This is a genomic window from Variovorax sp. AC194 (genome assembly GCF_979257995.1).
Genome location: NZ_OZ409823.1, coordinates 3,992,630 through 4,008,256 on the forward strand (window position 1 = coordinate 3,992,630; position 15,627 = coordinate 4,008,256).

At 64.5% G+C, this 15,627-nt stretch carries 13 protein-coding genes and 1 tRNA gene; 8 read left to right on the forward strand and 6 right to left on the reverse strand.

The window, feature by feature from the left end:
* Positions 1–11: 11 nt before the first annotated feature.
* From ACZYRS_RS19015 to ACZYRS_RS19045, 7 genes are all read left to right on the forward strand, one after another.
* Positions 12–968: a LysR family transcriptional regulator gene (locus ACZYRS_RS19015; RefSeq protein WP_463422507.1), complete on the forward strand. Its 957-nt coding sequence runs from the start codon at positions 12–14 to the stop codon at positions 966–968.
* Between the two features lie 115 nt (positions 969–1,083).
* Positions 1,084–1,833, forward strand: a complete 750-nt coding sequence (locus tag ACZYRS_RS19020; protein WP_463420498.1) for an SDR family NAD(P)-dependent oxidoreductase — start codon at positions 1,084–1,086, stop codon at positions 1,831–1,833.
* 536 nt (positions 1,834–2,369) lie between these two features.
* Positions 2,370–2,732: a response regulator gene (locus ACZYRS_RS19025; RefSeq protein ID WP_463420499.1), complete on the forward strand. Its 363-nt coding sequence runs from the start codon at positions 2,370–2,372 to the stop codon at positions 2,730–2,732.
* A 205-nt stretch (positions 2,733–2,937) separates the two neighbouring features.
* Positions 2,938–3,741, forward strand: a complete 804-nt coding sequence (locus ACZYRS_RS19030) for an alpha/beta fold hydrolase (RefSeq protein WP_463420500.1) — start codon at positions 2,938–2,940, stop codon at positions 3,739–3,741.
* Between the two features lie 9 nt (positions 3,742–3,750).
* Positions 3,751–4,872 (forward strand): PAS domain-containing sensor histidine kinase, encoded by a 1,122-nt coding sequence (locus ACZYRS_RS19035; protein WP_463420501.1) that lies wholly within the window; start codon positions 3,751–3,753, stop codon positions 4,870–4,872.
* Between the two features lie 343 nt (positions 4,873–5,215).
* On the forward strand, positions 5,216–6,718 hold the full coding sequence (locus ACZYRS_RS19040) for an ATPase domain-containing protein (protein ID WP_463420502.1): 1,503 nt from the start codon (positions 5,216–5,218) through the stop codon (positions 6,716–6,718).
* A gap of 4 nt (positions 6,719–6,722) precedes the next feature.
* A complete protein-coding gene (locus tag ACZYRS_RS19045; RefSeq protein ID WP_463420503.1) occupies positions 6,723–8,417 on the forward strand; it encodes a response regulator in 1,695 nt (564 codons plus the stop codon).
* A gap of 300 nt (positions 8,418–8,717) precedes the next feature.
* Here the strand turns inward: ACZYRS_RS19045 and ACZYRS_RS19050 are convergent.
* From ACZYRS_RS19050 to tolB (ACZYRS_RS19075), 6 genes are all read right to left on the reverse strand, one after another.
* Positions 8,718–8,793, reverse strand: a tRNA-Lys gene (locus tag ACZYRS_RS19050).
* 50 nt (positions 8,794–8,843) lie between these two features.
* Positions 8,844–9,674: a tRNA threonylcarbamoyladenosine dehydratase gene (locus ACZYRS_RS19055; RefSeq protein WP_463422508.1), complete on the reverse strand. Its 831-nt coding sequence runs from the start codon at positions 9,672–9,674 to the stop codon at positions 8,844–8,846.
* Between the two features lie 31 nt (positions 9,675–9,705).
* On the reverse strand, positions 9,706–10,455 hold the full coding sequence (gene ybgF, locus ACZYRS_RS19060) for a tol-pal system protein YbgF (protein WP_198784111.1): 750 nt from the start codon (positions 10,453–10,455) through the stop codon (positions 9,706–9,708).
* Positions 10,455–10,976: a peptidoglycan-associated lipoprotein Pal gene (pal, locus tag ACZYRS_RS19065; RefSeq protein WP_463420504.1), complete on the reverse strand. Its 522-nt coding sequence runs from the start codon at positions 10,974–10,976 to the stop codon at positions 10,455–10,457. Before pal ends, ybgF begins: the two co-directional genes overlap by 1 nt.
* Positions 10,977–11,000: 24 nt before the next feature.
* Entirely contained in the window at positions 11,001–12,170 is a 1,170-nt protein-coding gene (gene tolB / locus ACZYRS_RS19070; protein ID WP_463422509.1) for a Tol-Pal system beta propeller repeat protein TolB, read from the reverse strand.
* Positions 12,171–12,360: 190 nt separating this feature from the next.
* Positions 12,361–13,677: a Tol-Pal system beta propeller repeat protein TolB gene (gene tolB, locus ACZYRS_RS19075; protein WP_463420505.1), complete on the reverse strand. Its 1,317-nt coding sequence runs from the start codon at positions 13,675–13,677 to the stop codon at positions 12,361–12,363.
* A 163-nt stretch (positions 13,678–13,840) separates the two neighbouring features.
* Between tolB (ACZYRS_RS19075) and msbA the strand changes: the two genes are divergently transcribed.
* Positions 13,841–15,625: a lipid A export permease/ATP-binding protein MsbA gene (gene msbA, locus ACZYRS_RS19080; RefSeq protein WP_463420506.1), complete on the forward strand. Its 1,785-nt coding sequence runs from the start codon at positions 13,841–13,843 to the stop codon at positions 15,623–15,625.
* Positions 15,626–15,627: the final 2 nt, after the last annotated feature.

Here is a 15,627-nt window from a genome sequence, read left to right on the forward strand (position 1 = left end):
AGAATGCCGCAATGGATCGCTTTGCTTCGTTCGACACGTTCGTCACGGTCTATGAGACGGGATCGTTTTCAGCCGCCGCGCGCAAGCTCGCGGTGGGGCAGCCCGCCGTGTCCAAATCGGTCGCGCTCCTCGAATCGCACTTGGGTACGCGCCTGCTGACACGATCGTCCCGCAAGCTGGTACCGACAGAAGCGGGGCATCGCTTCTACATGCACGCCCGCCAGGCCATCGAGGCGGCGGCGGCGGCGGCTGCAGAGCTTGCGGCGCGCGGTTCTGCAGCGAACCTGCGCGGCCAGGTGAGCGTGAGTGCCGCGACCACTTTCGCGCGCCTGCACATCATCCCGCGCCTGCCGCTGTTTCTCGCCCAGCATCCTGAGCTTTCGGTCGACATCCAGCTGGATGATGGCAACGTCGATTTGTTTGCAGAGGGGGTCGAAGTCGCATTGCGTATGGGTGACCTCGCGGATTCAGGGCTGACCGCGCAACGCATCGCGCGCGGTCGGCGTGCGGTCGTCGGGACACCGGCTTACTTCGAAGCACGGGGCGAACCACGCGCCCCCCAGGAGCTCATGACGCATGAAGCCATTGTCTACAGTCGGGGCGGCGGCGGTGCGAATTGGTCATTCCAGCGCGACGGCATCGACGTCTCCGTCGCTGTGCACGGGCGTGTGACCGTATCGGTCTCCGAAGGCGTGCGCGCCGCCGTTCTGGCCGGCGTCGGGCTGGCAATCGCCTCGGAATGGATGTTCTCGCCAGAACTCGCCTCAGGTGAAGTAAGGCGAGTTCTCACCGACTGGTCTCTCCCTTCTATCGACTTGTGGGCCGTGTATCCGGCAGGCCGGATGGCTACCGCCAGGGCGAGAGCGTTTGTCGAATTCGTACGCGAGTCGCTTGATGTCGATGACGGCCAAGTTAACGCCGCGCCAGCCCCTCAGGATGCAGTAGCCGCGGTGTTGCGGCCATCTTGAACATTCCGATCAGGCATAGACGCTATGCCCGCTGCATGACTTATCAGGCCGGCCACGCGGCCGCATCCTTGGTGCTTACCGCTGCCATTGGGGCAGCGAAACAAAGGTGAAAGTCATGTCGAATCTTGAAGGAAAAGTTGCCGTCATCACGGGTGGGTCGAGCGGTATCGGATTGGCGACCGCAAAGCGCTTCGTGCGTGAAGGCGCCTATGTATTCATCACAGGTCGGCGCCAGGCCGAACTAGACGCTGCGAAGAATGAAATCGGCCGCAACGTGACCGCCGTACAAGGCGACGTTGCCAACCTTGCGGATCTCGATCGCCTCTACGCCGCCGTCAAGGCCGAAAAAGGCGTGCTCGACATCGTGGTCGCGAACGCGGGCTTCATAGAGCACGCCGGTATCGGCGAACTGACCGAAGCTCATTTCGACAAGACCATCGACATCGACCTGAAAGGGGTTGTCTTCACGGTTCAAAAGGCATTGCCGCTGATGGCGCGCGGTGGTTCGATCGTTGTCCTGTCTTCGGTCATCAACTCGAAGGGAGTGGCCGCGCATGGCGCCTATGCCGCAGCGAAGGCCGGCGTGCGCGCGCTGGTTCGCGTCTGGACGCAGGAGCTCAAGGGCAAAGGTATCCGCGTCAACGCATTGAGCCCGGGGGCGACCGAGACGCCGATCATCCGCGGCCAGTTCGACAGCGACGAGGCTTCGGAGGCCGCAAAGAAGGCATTCAGCGCCGTCACGCCGCTGGGTCGTCTCGGCCGGGCGGAAGAGATCGCATCGGCAGCCTTCTTCCTCGCCTCGGACGAGTCGAGCTATGTGGCCGGGATTGATCTGCCTGTCGATGGCGGTCTGGCGCAGGTCTGAGACGCATGCGCCGCGTTTGTCCACGCTGCGCGCAGCGTGCATGGTCCATCGTCACCGGTCAGACCAACGGTGGCCGGGCGCGGATCGTCCGCTCGTGGCGCAGCAATTGCACCGCCGCGGCGCCCCGCTGTGATCCGCGGCGAAAGATGTCGCCAAAGTGGGGGGCGCGATCGCCGGTAGTTGAATTTCGCGAGTTCCTCGCGCCCCTTCCGGGTTACGGCCAGCACCTGCGCGGCAGCGGCAGAGTCCGAGAAGGACAGCGAATTTGAGGACGCGGGAACAAGCGCGATGACGCGCCCGGCGGCCCGAAGTACCCTGATCGCGTCGATGTCCTCGGCGCGAAGTGACGGAAACGCTCAAGGCCGAAGTGATGGCTCAAAAATCTCAGTAAGTCGGACCCCTGCAGTAGTCAAGCGAATGGACTACAGATTCGGAGGTGCCGCGTTCTTATAAAAGGAAAAGGTGGTTACTTAAGTCGGCAGGGTATTTGCCCTGTGTTGAGAAATATTGATCGACGCTAACGGCGTATGTGAACGATGTCTCTCACTACGGTCCTCGTCGAGGACAGCAAAACCATCCGGGACAACCTGATCCCCGCGCTCGAGTTCTTCTTGGAAGCAGAGGTGGTCGCGGTTGGAGAGACCGCTGACCAAGCGTTGGAAATACTCTCGGGCAACGAGTGGAAGCTCGCGGTTGTGGACCTCTTTCTCAAGGAAGGGTCCGGCCTCACGGTTCTGCGTGCGGTCCAGAAGCGGTCGTCTGAAAAACACGTGGTCGTCCTGACGAACTACCCGACCTCCGACATGCGGGCGCGGTGCCTGGCACTCGGTGCCGACGCGGTCTTCGACAAGTCGACGGAACTGGAGCTATTTTTTGAGCATTGCCAGCGCTATCGCTGACGCGCGACCACCGGTCGTTCGCCTTCTGGGAGCTGGATATTGATCGAGAGCAAGCTGCGCCTGTTGGCCTACATTCTTTTCGCGCAATCTGCTGCATGCTCATGGGCTTCCCCCGCAGTGCGAGCCCAGCCGAGCCACCTCAGAACCGCCGCGCCAGCGGCCCACTGAGGTATCCATCCCAACTACTCGCGAAGGACCTCCGCAAGTGAGCGTGCAAAGGCGAAACAACATCCGAGCGGCCGGCAGCGGTCTCGCGACCCTCTTCTTCGCCCATGGTTTCGGGTGTGACCAGAACATGTGGCGCCTGCTTGAGCCCGAGTATCGGAAGGGCTACAAGACGGTGCTCTTCGATCTTGTAGGCAGCGGAGGATCGGACCTTGCCTCTTTCGATCCCGACAAGTATTCATCGCTGGACGGGCATGCCAGTGACGTCGCCGAGATCGTGAAGGCCTACGGGGAAGGGCCCGCCGTGTTCGTTGGGCACTCGGTCAGCGCGATGATCGGCGTCCTCGCAGACCTGGCAAACCCCGGGCTCTTAGCCGCGCACGCGATGGTGGGCCCTTCGCCGCGCTATATCAACGATGGCGACTACGTCGGCGGGTTCGAACAAGCGGACATCGACTCTTTGCTGCACACCCTGGAAAGCAACTATCTGGGCTGGTCGAGCACGATGGCACCCGCCATCATGGGCGCGCCAGATCAGCCCGAACTCGGCGTCGAGCTGACAAACAGCTTCTGTCGCACCGACCCGGAGATCGCGAAGCATTTCGCGCGCGTGACCTTCCTGTCGGACCACCGCGCCGCAGTGGCAAAGTTGCAGACACCGTCACTTATTCTTCAATGCGACGATGACCTGATCGCGCCGATTGCAGTCGGCGAATACATGCACAAGGTCATGCCCAACAGCATGCTCAAGATCATCGAAAACGTTGGGCACTGTCCGCATCTCAGCCGCCCGGGCCCCAGCAGCGAGGCGATCGATGCTTTTCTTTCGCAGCGCGGCCTGTAGACCGTTTACGTGGCCACGCTCGACTCCGACTGCGAAGAACTCCTCGACGGCGCACCCTGCGGGCTGATGGAGACAGACGCAAAAGGACTTTTTCTCCGAGTGAACAAGCCTTTCTGCACATGGCTCGGGTACGAGAAGGCGGACCTGATTGGCAAGAAGCGCCTCCAGGAGCTGCTGACGATGGGCGCACGAATCTTTCATCAAACGCACTGGGCGCCGCTTCTGGAGATGCAAGGCTCGATCTCCGAATTGAAGCTTGACGTCAGGCATCGGGACGGACACTCGGTGCCGATGGTCCTGAACGTTGTCCGCCACGGTCATGGCCCTGAGCACATCCAGAAGGTCGCTGCATTTGTCGCTCATGACCGGGACAAATACGAGCAAGAACTGCTGTCGGCTCGGAAAAGGTTGGAGGCGCACGTCGCAGAAGTGGAGCGGCTTCAGGCTGCAACGAAGGACAGAGCGCTTTTTGCCGAGCAGATGATCGGCATCGTGAGCCATGACCTGCGCAACCCCTTGTCCGCAGTTCATACGGGAATTCAGGTCCTGTCCCGAACTGCACCGACGGACAACCAGACACGTGTGCTATCGCGAATGGCGCAATCCGTTGATCGGGCAAATCGGCTGGTTTCCGACCTCCTGGATTTCACGGTCGCTCGCGTGGGAAAAGGCATCGCGATCAACGTCCGCCGGGTCGACCTTCACGAGGTCGTGGCACAGAGCGTGGCGGAACTCTCACTGGCGTTTCCACAACGAAGGTTGCGCCATCAGTCCCTGGGCGACGGCGAGTGCAGCGTCGACCCCGATCGACTGGCGCAACTCGTCGGCAATCTTGTTGCGAACGCAGTAGCCTACGGTGATGCAAGCCGGGAAGTCATCGTCAAGACCTCGGTGCTCGCGCCACACATCGAGATTTCTGTGCATAACTGGGGCCCCAGCATTCCTCGCGACGCAATCTCCTCCTTGTTCCAACCGATGGTGCGCGGCACGGTGGCCGGTTCCGGGCGGAGCGTCGGGCTCGGCCTCTTCATCATCATGGAAATTGCCAGAGCCCATGGTGGCACGGTGAATGTTGACTCGAGCGATGACGCAGGCACGACCTTTTCGGTGGTCATTCCTCTGCAGTTGTAGATCGGCAAATCCTCGACATGAGCGCTAGCTGTCAGCGACCGTGCTGACCTCTCGATCTACTCCCAGCTCAATGATGGCTTCAGCCGCGCGACGCCTGTCTGGTCGGCTCCCGATTCAATTCGCCCTGACCCTGCCCTGACGCTCGGCTTTCGCGCGCACCAGCGTCTTCGTCACGCCTTGGGTGCGATACGGCCCCTGCGTGACACGCGCATAGCCCGGGTGGCCGCGTACATATCCACAAGCTTTAGGCCTACACGGGGCTGCGCCTGGCAACGCGGCGGGAGGGCGACGGGCTTCGCTAAATTCCACGTTGCCATTCATCAATTTTCAATGGACAGCTTCCATGACGCTTTCATCCAAACAAGCTGTGCCACCCAATCTCGAACCTACGGGGGTTCCGGGCCTGGACGATGTGACCGCAGGCGGACTGCCTGCCGGTCACCTGTATCTGGTTGAAGGCACCCCGGGGGCCGGCAAGACGACGCTGGGACTGCAGTTCCTTCTTCAAGGCCGCGCGCTTGGGCAGAAAGGCCTGTACATCACGCTCTCCGAAAGCTCGCAGGAATTGGCCGAAGGCGCGCTCTCCCATGGCTGGAATCTGGAAGGCCTCGATGTCTTCGACCTGATCAGCGACGATGGGTTGAGCGTCGAGGCCGAGCAGAGCATCTTCAATCCCTCCGAGTTTGAACTGGGCGAGACGATCCGCCGCGTCATGCAGGAGGTGGAGCGCCTGCGGCCGCAGCGCGTCGTTTTCGACAGCTTGTCCGAACTGCGACTTCTGGCCCAGGATCCGATGCGATACCGGCGCCAGATCCTGGCGCTCAAGCGCTTCTTCCTGGGCCAAGGGTGCACGGTGCTGCTGCTCGACGACAAGGCGCGCACCGCCGAGGGCATGCACCTTCACAGCATCGCGCATGGCGTATTGCAGCTTGAGCAGAAAACCGGCACTTACGGCTCCGACAAGCGCCGCCTGCGCATCTTGAAAATGCGCGGCGTCAAGTTTCGGGAAGGCGAGCACGATGTCAGTCTGGACCGAGGCGGCCTGCGCGTATTCACGCGGCTGGTGGCCATCGAGCATGGACGAGCCTTTGCGAGCGAGCCGCTCAGCTCGGGCAACCAGGACCTGGACCGTTTGCTCGGCGGTGGTCTGACCCCGGGCACCAACCTCCTGTTTGCGGGCCCGGCCGGCGTCGGCAAGACGACGACAGCCGTGTGCTGCGCGCGGGCCGACGTGCAGCGCGGCGGCAAGGCGGCCATCTTCCTCTTCGACGAGGGCGTCAAGACGCTGATGACGCGATCGCGCGCCCTGGCGCTGGGCATCGACGAGTACATCGCGTCAGGACGGCTGGCCGTGCATACCATCGACCCGGCCGAGATCTCGGCGGGCCAGTTCTCGCACCGCGTGAGGGACGCCGTCGAGCGTGAGGGTGTGACGACGGTTGTGATCGATACGCTCAATGCATACCTGATCGCGATGCCCGGCAGCAATTTCCTGATGCTTCAGATGCACGAACTGCTGACCTACCTCAATCTGCAGGGTGTCAGCACCATCCTCGTGCTGTCGCAACATGGTATTTCGGGCGAGGTGCCCAACGATGTGGACCTGAGCTACCTGAGCGATTCGATGCTCCAGTTCCGGTACTTCGAGGCACGCGGGCAACTTCTGAAGGCCGTGTCCGTGGTCAAGAGCCGCTCGAGCGCGCATGCGACGACGATCCATCAGTTTCGGCTCGGCCCGACGGGGCTGGAGATCGGCGATGCGCTCACCGACTTTGAAGGCGTGATGGCGGGACTGCCGCGCTATCGAGGCCGCACTGCGTTGCTTGGCGACGCCGAGCGGGCCTGACAAGGTGGAGAACCGAATCCTCATCTTCGCGCCCTTCGGGCGCGATGCGCGGCTGATCCTCGACGCCCTCGCCACGCGCAGCGTCGACGCGTTCGTGTGCCAGGACGTGCATGCGCTCGTGCGCGAGATCGGCAAGGAGTCCGCCGCGACCATCCTGACCGAGGAATCTCTCGACGAGGAGACCGTGGCTGCGCTGCGCGAAGTTCTGGCCAACCAGCCGCCCTGGTCGGACTATCCCTTTGTCGTGCTCGCAGCACGGCAAACGGTTCGCCGTTCGGAGCGCGCGCGATCTGCACTGCAAGACCTCAGCAACCTGGTGCTGCTCGAGCGCCCGGTGAATGCCGACACGCTGATCAGCGCCGCGCAGTCCGCGCTTCGGGCGCGTCGACGCCAGTACCTCACCCGCAAGCATCTGGCCGAGCTGGAGACAGCCAAGGCCAGCGTCGAGCAACTCAACAGCGCGCTGGAATCGCGCATCGCCGAGCGCACGGCTGACCTGGCCAGCGCCAACGACCGGTTGATGCGCGAGATGCTTGAGCGCGAGCGCATCGAAAACTCCCTGGTCCAGAATCAGAAGATGGAGGCGCTTGGCCGGCTGACCGGTGGCATCGCCCATGACTTCAACAACCTGCTGCACGTGGTGAATCTGAACCTGCAGCTGATCGAGCGATTGCAGGTCGGCGAGCATCGGGTTCGTGACTACGCAATGCGGGCCAAGCAGGCCGTGGATCGCGGCTCGCGCTTGACGGGGCAACTGCTCTCCTTTGCCCGCACGCAGAGCCTGGTCCCGAAGCTGCACGACATGAATGCGTTGATCCGCAACATGGCGGAGCTGGTTTCCATCTCGGTCGGATCGCATGTGAAGCTGACGCTGTCGCTGAGCGCGCAGCCGGCCTTCGTGATCGTCGACGCGGCGCAGATGGAAATGGCCATCCTCAACCTTGCGGTCAACGCACGCGACGCCATGCCTCAGGGCGGCACTCTCGAGATCCACACCGAGGTATCGCCACCCCGCGCGAACGGCTCCCCGGTCGAGCCCGGCTATCCCCTAGGCTCCGCCCACGTGGTGGTGCGCGACAGCGGTACCGGCATCCCGGAGAACTTGCTGGACAAGATATTCGATCCTTTTTTCACGACCAAGCAGCATGCAGGCACAGGCCTGGGGCTCAGCCAGGTCTACGGTTTCGCGCGGCAGTCGGGAGGCAGCGCGATTGTGGAAAGCGAGATCGGCGTGGGAACCTCGATCAAGCTGCGCTTTCCACTGGCGCCCGAGCCCGTCGAGGCTCCGCAGGGCCCTAAAGCCGCCGACCAGGCGATCGCGGATGCTCGGCAAGCCGAGATCCTTGTGGTCGAAGACGACCCGGGCGTGCGCCGCAGCATGGTCGAGAGTCTGCAGGTGCTCGGATTCCGCGTCCGGCAGGCAGCGGACGGCACATCCGGTCTGCTCGAACTGCAAAAGGCAAGGCCCGACCTGCTGTTGGTGGACTACCTCATGCCGCACATGAACGGCGCCGAGCTGATCGCCCACGCGCAGGAGCTCTTCAGCGATCTGCCGATCCTGATGGCCACGGGCTACGCCGACATGAACGCGGTCGAGCGGCTGATCGGCCCGCAGTCGGTGCTCGCGAAACCGTTCGACCTCGACACGCTCGGCACGGCCGTGGCGACGGAACTCCGGCGCCGGAAATCGCCGCCTTAGCGTCTCAGAGTGCCGCTCGCCGTGGGGGGCCGGCCTCGCGGCAAGCAGTGGCTGCGCTTGAGCCTCGGGACGGCGACATGCCGCCACGCGAGAGGCAACTGCACTTGCTTGGCGACGCTGTCGCGCCCAGATCCGCCCTCGTATCGGAAGAAGCGGCCCTGATGCAGACGTTGCGCTGCATGTGCTCGCCTCGGCTTCGCATCCGCCCAACGTGCGAACGGTGGCTATGCAGTCTTGGGGCGGGCGTGGGGCAAAGAAAAAGGATTAGCAGGCACTTACCTGCTAATCCTCGATTTTTGTTGGTAGGACGTACTGGATTCGAACCAGTGACCAACGGATTAAAAGTCCGCTGCTCTACCAACTGAGCTAACGTCCCGGAACCATTTTTTTGCTTCTTGCCGATGTTGAATCCGGCAAAGCCAAAGATTATAGCGTGGCGTTGCTCGCGATTTTGTCGAGAACCCAACCCGCCGCACATTGTCCGAAGGTGGCCGTGACACTCACCACCGAGCCGTAGCCATGGCAATTGAGCGAACCGTCGCCCTCTTCGATCGCGCAGGACGCATCGGGTGGCGCAACGCTTTCGCGGCTGAAGACGCAGGTGACGCCGATCTTGCGGCCTTCGCGCGGCGCGCCGTGGTCCTTGCGCAGGCGCTGGCGAAGCTGGGCCAGCAGCGGGTCGTGCGTGACGAGCGAAAGATCGTCGATGTCGACCTTGTGCGCCTGCCGCTTGCCGCCCGCCGCGCCCACCGTGATGAACGCCGCGCGCGATGCGCGTGCCCATGCGGCCATGGTGAGCTTGGCCTTCACCTGGTCGCAGGCGTCGATGACTGCGGTGGCCGGGCCGTTCGCGGCATTAGCCGCGTCGAGCAATGCAGTCCAGTTGCCGGGCTCCACGAACTCGTCGAGCGCGAGCACCTTGCAGTCCGGGTTGATCTGCGCGATGCGATCGCGCATGGCCTCGACCTTCGCCTGGCCCACGGTCGTATCGAGCGCGTGGATCTGGCGGTTGATGTTCGATTCCGAGACGTGGTCCAGGTCGACCAGCGTCAGCCGCCCCACCCCGCTGCGCGCCAGGGCCTCGACCGCCCACGACCCCACGCCGCCGATGCCGGCGACCAGGACATGGGCGTTGCGGATGCGCGCGGCACCGGCCACGCCGTAGAGGCGCTCCAGGCCGCCAAAGCGGCGCGCAAAGTCAGGCGCCGCGGTGTCGGTGACGACATCCGCGGCGGCTGGTGTGAACGCTGCAGGCAGGGTGGCGTTCAAGCGGCGTGCTCCGCCGGCACTAGCGAAGGCGCGAGAGACGCTCTCGGCCTGCCTGTGCGGCTTCGGACTGCGGATACGCCTTGGCCAGGTCTTCCAGCGTGCGGCGTGCCGAGCGCGTGTCCTTCAGCTCGATCTGGCAGTTCGCGATCGACAGCACGGCCTCGGGGGCCTTGGCGTGATCGGGCGCGAGCGAGAGCATCGAGCGGAAGTTCGCGATGGCCTCGTTGTAGTTGCGCGTGGCGTACTGCGCATTGCCCAGCCAGAACAGCGCCGAGGCGTTGTAGCCGCTTTGCGGGTAGCGCTTGACGAATTCGGCGAAGGCCGTTTGCGACTGCGCGAACTGGCCGGCACGAAAGATGCCGAGCGCAGCCTCGAAGTCGGCCTTCTCCTTGGGATCGGCGTTGAACTCGCGGCCGTCGACCGTCACCTTGGACGGCTCGTTCTGCTTGAGCTTGTCGTCGATGGTGCTCTGGCGCGACTGCATTTCGCTCAGCGTGCGCGTGAGCTGCTCGTTCTGGCCGGTCATGCGCGCCAGGTCGCCCCGCATCTGCTCGATCTGGTTCTGCAGGTCGAGCAGGCTGCGGCGCAACTGGCCGTTCTCGTCGGTCAGCCGCTGGTCGGTTTGCTGGCGCATGGCCTCGACGCGCTGGCGCAGATCGAGAATGGCCTTGCGAGCCTCGTCATCCTCGAACAACGCGGCCTGCGATCCCATCGAGACGCACAGCAGGGCGGCAGCCAGCGCCGCGCCCCGCAACAGGACGCGTGGCATCACCGGGTGGTGTAGCGGATTTCAGCGCGGCGGTTCTGTGCCCACGCCTCTTCACCGGAGCCCTGCACGGCCGGCTTTTCCTTGCCGAAGCTCACGGCTTCGATCTGGCTGTCGCTCACGCCCAGCAGGGTCAGTGCGCGACGCACGGCTTCGGAGCGCTTCTGGCCGAGGGCCAGGTTGTACTCACGGCCACCGCGTTCATCGGTATGACCTTCGATCGAGATGCGACGCTGCGGAGCGCTCTTCAGGAAGCGCGCGTGGCCGTCGATGATCGACTGGAACTCGGGCTTGACCGTGTAGCTGTCGTAGTCGAAGTACACGATGCGCGCGACGCCCACCGGGCCTTGTGCCGTGCCCGCGTTCGGGTCGGCGTTGACCGGGGTCACGGCGCTGGCGCTGCCGCCTTGCTGGCCCGCAGAGCCACGGCCGTCGGTCACGGGCGTGTCGGTGAGCTTCGTGCCCGACGAGCAACCGGCGATAAGGGCCACGATGGCCAGCGAATAAATTGTGCGTTTCAACATTTCGAACTCCTCAAATAAACCTGATCATTGCTTTTGAAACGGACCCCAGTCCGGTTCCCTGATGTCTCCCGCCTGTCCCGCCAGTCGTGCCTTTATTTTTCCGTCGAGCGTGGTCGTCATGAGCGCTTCGCGGTCCTGAAGGCGCGTTGCGTAGACGATCAGCTTGCTATTGGGGGCAAAACTCGGGCTCTCGTCGGCGGTGGTGTCGGTGATGGACGCAACTTTGCCGGTCGCCAACTCCATCACCTGGAGTTTGAAGGCAGTGTCCACGCGCGCGATGTAGGCCAACCACCGGCCATCGCCGCTGACGGACGGAGAAATGTTGTAGGTGCCGCTCGTGGTAACCCGTGTCGGGTTGCCGCCGCTGGCATTCATCTTGTAGATCTGGGGCGTGCCCGCGCGGTCGCTCACGAAATAGATGGTGCGGCCGTCGGCCGAGTACGCGGGCTCGGTGTCGATGCTCGTGCTCTGGGTTAGCCGGCGGGGCTCGCCGCCGCTGGCCGGCACCGTGTAGAGCTGCGAGCCGCCGTCGCGGGTGAGCGTGACGGCCAGTGTGTTGCCGTCCGGCGCCCAGGCCGGCGCGCTGTTGGAGCCCCTGAAGTTCGCCAGCAGTCGGCGTTGTCCGCTGGTCACGTTGTGCACGTAGACCACGGGCTTGCGCGACTCGAAGGACACGTAGGCCAGTTGCTGGCCGCTGGACGACCAGGTCGGCGAGATGATCGGCTCGGGGCTCGCGAGCGCGGCCTGCGCGTTCTCGCCGTCGGCATCGGCCACCCACAGCGTGTTGCGGTTGCCGCCCTTGGTGACGTAGGCGATGCGGGTCGAGAAGATGCCCTTCTCGCCGGTCAGCTTTTCATAGACGAAGTCGGCGATGCGGTGCGACGCGAGACGCAGGTCGCCCTGCGGCACGGTGTAGCTCTGGCCGCCCAGGTCCTGACCCTTCACCACGTCCCAGAGGCGGAACTTCACATCGAAGCGGCCGTCGGCCAGCCGGGTGACGCTGCCCACCACGAGCGAACCGGCGGTGCGCTGGCGCCACAGCGACAGGTCGGGGCGCGAGGCCTCGTCCAGCGCCTGGCCCGAGGCATCGACGCCGCGGAACTGGCCGCTGCGTTCCAGGTCGGCCTGGACGATGTCGGATATCTTCTGGGATGAGCCGTCCTGGCCCTTGAAGGGCACGAACGCGACCGGCAGGCCCCCTTCGACGGCGGCAGGCTTCGCAGCGCTTGCGCCGTCTTGCGGGCGCGCACTGCTGCTGCGATCGGGCACCGCCGCTTCATCGGGCTTGGTGTTCGACGCGCAGCCGGCGATCAAGGCCACGATGACCAGCGAATAAATCGTGCGTTTCAATGTTTCGAACCTCTGGGGATGCATCTGGTTCTGGTCATTGCTTGCGGAACGGTCCCCAGTCGGGTTCTCTGATGTCGCCGGCCTGCCCCGCCAGGCGCGCCTTGATCTTTCCGTCGAGCGTGGTCGTCATGAGCGCTTCGCGGCCTTGCAGGTGCGTTGCGTAGACGATCAGCTTGCTGTTCGGCGCGAAGCTCGGGCTCTCGTCGGCGCTGGTGTCGGTGATCGAGGCCACATTGCCGGTCGCCAGTTCCATCACCTGGAGCTTGAAGGCGCCGCCCACGCGGGAGATGTAGGCCAGCCAGCGGCCATCGCCGCTGATGGCGGGAGAGATGTTGTAGCTGCCGCTGAAGGTCACCCGTGCCGGATTGCCGCCGCTTGCGCCCATCTTGTAGATCTGGGGCGCGCCGCCGCGGTCGCTCACGAAGTAGATGGTGCCGCCGTCGGCCGAATACACCGGCTCGGTGTCGATGCTTGCGCTCTGCGTCAGCCGGCGCGGCTCGCCGCCGGCCGCGGGGATCGTGAAGAGCTGCGAGCCGCCATCGCGGCTGAGCGTGACGGCGAGCGAACCGCCATCGGGCGACCAGGCCGGCGCGCTGTTGGAGCCCTTGAAGTCGGCCACCTTTCGGCGCTGTCCGCTGGACACGTTGTGCACGTACACCACGGGCTTGCGCGATTCGAAAGACACATAGGCCAGTTGCTGTCCATCGGCCGACCAGCGCGGCGAGATGATGGGTTCGGAACTGGCGAGCGCGGCCTGCGCGTTCTCGCCGTCGGCATCGGCCACCCACAGCGCATAGCGGGCGCCGCCCTTGGTGACGTAGGCGATGCGGGTCGAGAAGATGCCTTTTTCGCCGGTCAGCTTTTCATAGACGAAGTCGGCGATGCGGTGCGCCACGAGGCGAAGGTCGCCCTGCGGCACGGTGTAGTTCTGGAAGCCCAGTTCCTGCCCCTTCACCACGTCCCAGAGGCGGAACTTCACATCGAAGCGGCCGTCGGCCAAGCGCGTGATGCTGCCGCCCACCAGCGAGTCGGCAGTGCGCTGGCGCCACACCGACCAGTCGGGGCGCGAGGCATCGTCGACCGCTTGGCCGGAGGCATCGACGCCGCGGAACTGGCCGCTTCGCTCGAGGTCGGCCTGGATGATGTCGGAGATCTTCTGCGGCGCGGCGTCCTGGCCCCTGAAGGGCACGAGCGCGATCGGCAATTGCGTCAGCCCGACGCCCGACACTTCGACCCGGAACTGGGCCAGCGCAGGAAGCAAGGGGGTGGCAGCAAGGGCCGCAATGAGCGTGCGGCGTGCAAATAGCGATGAAGAAGGAGTTGGAGTAGGTGTTGTCAACGGCTTGTTCATGCGGTTCGGAGAGGTTTTCGGACAAAAAGTTTCGGTCCGACGCAACGGGCCACATGTTACACACTGGCCCGGCGGCCCCGTCACAAAACGTTTATCCATCGGTGCGGTCCTACACGACTCCTGCGAAAAGCCATCCCCGGGGCGACCCGTAGAATCCGCCGCCATGCAAGCATCCCCTGGCAGCGAGAACGCGCGCCCTCCCCTGATGCGCCGTCTGGCGCGCCTCATGACCTGGTTCGGCAGCTCGCGCAAATGGTGGGCCGTGGGCCTGTCCGGGGCCATGCTGGCGGCGATCACCGAGCCGCTCATGGCCGCCCTTCTGAAGCCTTTGCTCGATCGCGGCTTCACCCGCGGCGAGATGCCGCTGTGGTTCGTGCCCGCCGCCGTGCTCATGCTTTTCGCGGTGCGCGGCATCGCGCAATTCATCTCTCAATATGCGCTCTCGCGTATTGCCAACGAAGGCATGCAGAAGCTGCGCCGGGTGCTGTTCGAGCGCCTGCTCGGCGCCGAGCTCGCCCTCTTCACGCGCCAGTCGGCGAGCGCGCTTTCGAACACCGTGGTGTACGAGGTGCAGACCGGCGCGATGCTGCTGGTGCAGGCGCTGCTCGGGCTCTCGCGCGACGGCTTCACGCTGATCGCGCTGCTGGGCTACCTGGTCTACCTGAACTGGAAGCTGACGCTGATCGTCGCCTTCCTGGTGCCCAGCATCTCGTGGATCATGAAGGTGTTCTCCAAGCGCCTCTACAAGCTCACGCAGCAGGGCCAGCAGGCGACCGACGAGCTGGCCTACGTGGTCGAGGAAAACGTGCTCGCCCACCGCGTCGTGCGCCTGCACGGCGCCGAAGAGGCGCAGGAGCGCCGCTTCGAGCAGCTGAGCCAGCGCCTGAACCGGCTGGCCGTGAAATCCACCATCGCCCAGGCCGCGACCACGCCGCTCACGCAGATGATGGCTTCGCTCGCGCTGTCGATCGTGGTGATGATCGCGCTCTGGCAAAGCGGCAAGCAGGGCTTCACCGTGGGCGGATTCGTCGCCTACATCACGGCCATGCTGATGCTCATCGCGCCGATCCGGCGCCTGGCCGAAGTGGCCGGGCCGATCACGCGCGGCCTGGCCGCGCTCGAGCGCGGCCTGATCCTGGTCGACGAAGTCGCGCCCGAATCGCAGGGCAGCTTCGAGATGGGGCACGCCGATGGTCATATCGAGCTGCGCAACGTGCAGGTCAGCTACCGCGGCGACGACGAACAGCGCGCGCTCGACGGCGTGAGCCTGACCATCCAGCCCGGCCAGGTGGTGGCCTTCGTCGGGCCTTCGGGCTCCGGCAAGACCACGCTGGTCAACCTGCTGCCGCGCTTCGTGCAGCCCAGCGGCGGGCAGGTGCTGCTCGACGGACACGACACCAGCGAATGGCAATTGAAGAGCCTGCGCGCGCAGTTTGCGATGGTGAGCCAGGACGTGGTCATGCTCAACGACACGCTGGCCGCCAACGTGGCGCTGGGCTCGGAAATCGACCGCGAGCGCGTCAACGAATGCTTGGTCGCCGCCAACCTCAGCGCTCACGTCGAGAACCTGCCGCAGGGCATGGACACGGTGCTGGGCCACAACGCCACGCAGCTCTCGGGCGGCCAGCGCCAGCGGCTCGCCATTGCGCGCGCGCTTTACAAGAATGCGCCCGTGCTGCTGCTGGACGAAGCCACCTCGGCGCTCGACACCGAATCGGAACGGCTCGTGCAGGACGCCCTGCAGCGCCTGATGCAGAACCGCACCACGTTGATCGTGGCCCACCGCCTCTCGACCATCCAGCATGCGGACCGCATCATCGTGATGGAGCAAGGCCGCATCGCCGAGCAAGGCAGCCACGCGCAGCTCCTGGCGCTGGACGGGCTCTATGCGCGCCTGCAGACGCTGGCGGTGCGCAGCGCCACGCCGGGACAAGACCCGACGCTCTGAGC

Bases quoted from the DNA above. Each gene is read 5' to 3' on its own strand.
- tolB (WP_463420505.1), bottom strand. From the start codon at position 13,677: ATGAACAAGCCGTTGACAACACCTACTCCAACTCCTTCTTCATCGCTA.
- msbA (WP_463420506.1), top strand. From the start codon at position 13,841: ATGCAAGCATCCCCTGGCAGCGAGAACGCGCGCCCTCCCCTGATGCGC.
- pal (WP_463420504.1), bottom strand. From the start codon at position 10,976: ATGTTGAAACGCACAATTTATTCGCTGGCCATCGTGGCCCTTATCGCC.
- ACZYRS_RS19020 (WP_463420498.1), top strand. From the start codon at position 1,084: ATGTCGAATCTTGAAGGAAAAGTTGCCGTCATCACGGGTGGGTCGAGC.
- ACZYRS_RS19040 (WP_463420502.1), top strand. From the start codon at position 5,216: ATGACGCTTTCATCCAAACAAGCTGTGCCACCCAATCTCGAACCTACG.
- ybgF (WP_198784111.1), bottom strand. From the start codon at position 10,455: ATGCCACGCGTCCTGTTGCGGGGCGCGGCGCTGGCTGCCGCCCTGCTG.
- ACZYRS_RS19025 (WP_463420499.1), top strand. From the start codon at position 2,370: ATGTCTCTCACTACGGTCCTCGTCGAGGACAGCAAAACCATCCGGGAC.
- ACZYRS_RS19015 (WP_463422507.1), top strand. From the start codon at position 12: ATGGATCGCTTTGCTTCGTTCGACACGTTCGTCACGGTCTATGAGACG.